Origin of the sequence: Pseudomonas sp. HMWF006 (assembly GCF_003061205.1) — a bacterium.
GTDB lineage: Bacteria > Pseudomonadota > Gammaproteobacteria > Pseudomonadales > Pseudomonadaceae > Aquipseudomonas > Aquipseudomonas monsensis.
In genome coordinates this window covers 6,604-11,486 of the sequence record NZ_QAIU01000574.1, presented here as the reverse complement: position 1 = coordinate 11,486, position 4,883 = coordinate 6,604, and the positions used below count along the sequence as shown (strand labels likewise).

The window sequence follows — 4,883 nt, the reverse complement described above, 5'->3', positions numbered from 1 at the left end:
AGCCGCTGGACATGGCCATCGACGGTCGTGGTTTCTTCCAGATCCTGCAACCGGACGGCACCACGTCCTACACCCGTGACGGTACGTTCCACCTCGATTCCAATGGCCAGATCGTCAACGCCAGCGGTTTCGCTCTGGAACCGGCCATCGTCATTCCGAACGATGCCCAGACCTTCACCGTAGGCCGCGACGGCACCGTGTCGATCACCATTGCCGGCAACCCGGCGTCGCAGGTGATCGGCAACCTGCAAACCGCCGACTTCATCAACCCGGCCGGTCTGCAAGCGGTGGGCAACAACCTGTTCCTGGAAACCGCCGCTTCCGGTGCGCCGCAAGTCGGTACCCCGGGCCTGAACGGTTTCGGCACCATGCTGCAGAACACTCTGGAAACCTCGAACGTCAGCACTGTTGAGGAGATGGTCAACATGATCACCACTCAGCGCGCCTACGAGATGAACTCCAAGGTGATCTCCACCGCCGACCAGATGCTCTCGTTCGTAACGCAGAATCTGTAATCCAGTCTATGAGGCGGCCATGAGGCCGCCAGCAACACCGTGAGGTAGGGTCATGAAACGCTTCGTATCTGTTCTGGCATTGGGTGGGGTCGTCTCGCTCGCGGGCTGCGTCGCGCCGACGCCCAAGCCCAATGACCCTTACTACGCCCCGGTGTTGCCGCGCACGCCATTGCCGGCTGCGGCCAACAACGGCTCGATCTATCAGGCCGGCTTCGAGCAGAACCTGTACAGCGACCGCAAGGCGTTCCGCGTCGGTGACATCATCACCATCACGCTGAACGAGAAGACTCAGGCGAGCAAGAACGCCAACTCGCAAGTGGCCAAGAACAGCAAGACCGGCATCGGCCTGACGTCGCTGTTCGGCGGCAGCGGTACCACCAACAACCCGTTGGGCGGTAACGACCTGAGCCTGGACGTCGGCTACAGCGGCGACCGTGCGACCAAAGGCGACAGCAAGGCGGCGCAGGGCAACACCCTGACCGGTTCGATCACCGTGACCGTGGCTGACGTGCTGCCCAACGGCATCATCGCCGTGCGCGGCGAGAAGTGGATGACCCTCAACACCGGCGACGAGTTGGTGCGGATCGCAGGTCTGGTGCGCGCTGATGACATTGCCACCGACAACACCGTGTCGTCGACCCGTGTCGCCGATGCGCGCATCACCTACTCGGGCACCGGTTCGTTTGCCGATGCGAGTCAGCCAGGCTGGTTCGACCGTTTCTTCCTCAGCCCGCTGTTCCCTTTCTAGGTGGCGACTTTGAATTTCAAGAGCCTCATGCTGGCTGCGGCCCTGTTGTCCGCAGCCTTTGGTGCCCACGCGGAGCGGCTGAAAGATATCGCCAGCATTTCCGGCGTGCGTTCCAACCAGTTGATCGGTTACGGCCTGGTGGTCGGGCTTAACGGCACCGGCGACCAGACGACACAGACCCCGTTCACCCTGCAGACCTTCAACAACATGCTCTCGCAGTTCGGCATCAAGGTGCCGCCGGGATCGGGCAACGTGCAGTTGAAAAACGTCGCGGCGGTGTCGGTAAGTGCCGATCTGCCGGCGTTCGCCAAACCGGGTCAGCAGGTCGACATCACCGTGTCGTCCATCGGTAACTCCAAGAGCCTGCGCGGCGGCACCCTGTTGCTGACCCCGCTCAAGGGTATCGACGGTAACGTCTACGCCATCGCTCAGGGCAACCTGGTGGTCGGTGGTTTCGACGCCGAAGGGCGCGACGGTTCGAAGATCACCGTCAACGTTCCGTCGGCCGGTCGTATTCCCGGCGGTGCTTCGGTCGAGCGTTCGGTGCCGAGCGGTTTCAACCAGGGCAACAGCCTGACGCTGAACCTCAACCGTTCCGACTTCACCACCGCCAAGCGCATCGTCGACAAGATCAACGACATGCTCGGCCCAGGCGTGGCGCAAGCCATCGACGGCGGTTCGATCCGCGTCACTGCACCGCTTGATCCGAGCCAGCGCGTCGACTACCTGTCGATCCTGGAAAACCTTGAGGTCGATCCGGGCCAGGCCGTGGCGAAAGTCATCATCAACTCGCGTACCGGCACCATCGTCATCGGCCAGAACGTGAAGGTCTCGCCGGCCGCCGTGACCCACGGCAGCCTGACCGTGACCATCACCGAAGACCCGATCGTCAGCCAGCCAGGTCCATTGTCCAACGGCCAGACCGCCGTCGTGCCGCGTTCGCGGGTCAATGCCCAGCAAGAAGCCAAGCCGATGTTCAAGTTCGGTCCGGGCACCACCCTCGACGAGATCGTGCGGGCGGTGAACCAGGTCGGCGCGGCACCGGGTGACTTGATGGCCATTCTTGAAGCACTGAAACAGGCCGGCGCGTTGCAAGCCGACCTGATCGTGATCTGAGGCCGACACTCATGGATATGCGCAAGAGCGGTCTGGTCAGCAGCAACGATTCGGGTTCGTACTCGGACCTCAATCGCCTGAACCAGCTCAAGGTCGGTGACAAGAACAGCGATGCGAACATGCGCAAAGTGGCGCAGGAATTCGAATCGCTGTTCCTCGGTGAAATGCTCAAGTCGATGCGTTCGGCCACTGAAGCGCTGGGCCAGGACAACCCGCTCAACACGCCGGCAGCCAAGCAGTATCAGGAAATGTACGACCAGCAACTGGCGGTGTCGTTGTCGCGCGAGGGCGGTGGTATTGGCCTGGCCGACGTGTTGATGCGCCAGATGTCGAAGAACAAACCGATGGCGCCGGGTGAGGCTGCAGCGGCGTCCGCCGCCAAGCAGGAAGAAGCCAAAGCCAAGGCCGCCGCCGTGGTCACTCCGGTGGCCGCCGGCACTGTCGCCACCCACGGGCCGTTGTCGCGCCTCAATGGCGAGCGTCCGTTGTGGGCATCGCGTTCGGTGAATGCGCCGAACACCGATATTTCTCACCGTAATGACATGGCGCTGATCAACCAGCGTCGTCTGGCCTTGCCGCCGAAACTGGCCGATCGGTTGCTGGCCGGCCTGGTGCCGTCGGCCACGCCGACCGCCGCCAGTCAATTGCCGCAACGCGCCGCGACCGCCGCCACGACCGGCGCCGGACCGCTGTACAACGGCGACTGGCTGGTACGTGCCGAAAACGAAAAAGCCTCCGGCGGGTCGATGCAGGTCTATGGCCGCGCAATGGCGCAGATTCCCTTGGCACCGGCGAAAAAAGCCTTCAGTTCTGCCGACGAATTCGTCAACACCATGCTGCCGATGGCCAAGGAAGCCGCCGACCGTATCGGCGTCGATCCGCGCTATCTGGTGGCGCAGGCGGCACTGGAAACCGGTTGGGGCAAATCGGTCATGCGCGCCCAGGATGGCAGCAGCAGCCACAACCTGTTTGGTATCAAGGCCAGCAGTAACTGGAAGGGCGATTCGGCCCGGGCGATCACCAGCGAATTCCGCAACGGGGAGATGGTCAAGGAGACGGCCGAGTTCCGTTCCTACGCCTCGTACAAGGACAGCTTCCACGATCTGGTGACTTTGCTGCAGAGCAATAATCGCTATCAAGATGTGCTGAAGTCGGCCGATAACCCAGAACAGTTTGTACGCGAGTTGCAAAAGGCCGGTTACGCCACCGACCCGAACTACGCGAGCAAGATTTCGCAGATTGCCAAGCAGATGAACGTTAACCAGAACTACGCTGCGGCGGGCGTTTCGACAACGCCTCTATAAAACATACAGTAAGGTTTGAACCATGAGTTTGCTCAACATCGGGATGTCGGGTTTATCCGCTAGCCAATCTTCTTTGATGGTGACGGGCAACAACATTGCCAACGTCGATACGGCCGGGTACTCGCGCCAGCAAACCGTGCAGAATTCAAAAGGCTCGATTCAGAGTGGCAATCTCTGGATCGGCACCGGTACCACCCTGGCTGACGTGCGCCGGGTGTACAACAGCTACATTGATGCCCAGTTGCAGACCACCACTTCGCTCAACAGCGATGCCGCGGCGTACCTGGGTCAGGTCACCCCGCTGGACAAGTTGCTGTCCGACAGTGGCACAGGCCTCAATGGTGCACTGACCAAGTTCTTCGCCTCGGTGCAGAACGTCAACGCCAAGCCGGGTGACGATGCTTCGCGGCAGTTGCTGCTCAGCGATGCGCAGGCCCTGAGCGCTCGCTTCAACTCGGTTTCCAGTCAGTTGAACGCGCAGAACCAGGACATCAACGGCAACCTGTCGAGCATGGCCGATCAGGTCAACAAACTGGCGTCCACCGTGGCCCAGTTGAACCAGAAGATTTCCGAAATTTCCAACGCCGGCGGCCAGCCCAACGAGCTGCTCGACGCGCGCAACGAGACCATTCGCCAGCTGTCCACCTTCACCGGTGCGCAGGTGGTCGAGCGTGGCGGCAACATGGACATCTACCTGGGCAACGGTCAGCCGTTGGTCATGGGTGGCACCGCCAGCAAACTGGAAGTCACGCCAACCAAGGCCGACCCGTCGCGCATGGGCATCCAGATCAACAACGGTTCGACTTCCATCGACATCACCTCGGGCATTACCGGTGGTGAAATCGGCGGTCTGCTGCGTTATCGCAGCACCGTGCTGGACCCGGCGATGAACGAACTGGGCCGCGTCGCGCTGGTCGTTGCCGATCAGATGAACTCGATTCAGGGCCAGGGCATCGACAAGAACGGTGACTTCGGCGGCAACCTGTTCAACAGCATCAACACCGCGGCCAGCATGGCTTCGCGCAGCACCGCTACCATTGGCAACAGTGCCGGTTCCGGCAACTTCGATGTGAGCATCAAAGACTCCGGCAAACTGACCATCAACGATTACAAGGTGACCTTCACCAGCGCCACGGACTACACCGTGCAGCGGCTGCCGGAAGGCACTGCGATGGGCGCGTTCAGCACCACCACCACCCC

Annotated in this window: 5 protein-coding genes; all 5 read left to right on the top strand. The window is 61.5% G+C overall.

The window, feature by feature from the left end:
* The coding region (locus tag DBR24_RS26385) for a flagellar hook-basal body complex protein (protein ID WP_128616179.1) at nucleotides 1-515 on the top strand (515 nt) is incomplete at its 5' end.
* A gap of 52 nt (nucleotides 516-567) precedes the next feature.
* Nucleotides 568-1,263, top strand: a complete 696-nt coding sequence (gene flgH / locus DBR24_RS26380) for a flagellar basal body L-ring protein FlgH (protein WP_007965503.1) — start codon at nucleotides 568-570, stop codon at nucleotides 1,261-1,263.
* A 27-nt stretch (nucleotides 1,264-1,290) separates the two neighbouring features.
* Nucleotides 1,291-2,379 (top strand): flagellar basal body P-ring protein FlgI, encoded by a 1,089-nt coding sequence (locus DBR24_RS26375; RefSeq protein ID WP_161794916.1) that lies wholly within the window; start codon nucleotides 1,291-1,293, stop codon nucleotides 2,377-2,379.
* 11 nt (nucleotides 2,380-2,390) lie between these two features.
* A complete protein-coding gene (gene flgJ, locus DBR24_RS26370) occupies nucleotides 2,391-3,683 on the top strand; it encodes a flagellar assembly peptidoglycan hydrolase FlgJ (RefSeq protein WP_128616178.1) in 1,293 nt (430 codons plus the stop codon).
* Nucleotides 3,684-3,705: 22 nt separating this feature from the next.
* Nucleotides 3,706-4,883, top strand: a 1,178-nt coding sequence (flgK, locus tag DBR24_RS33910; RefSeq protein WP_256591858.1) for a flagellar hook-associated protein FlgK, incomplete at its 3' end; no start/stop codon positions are given.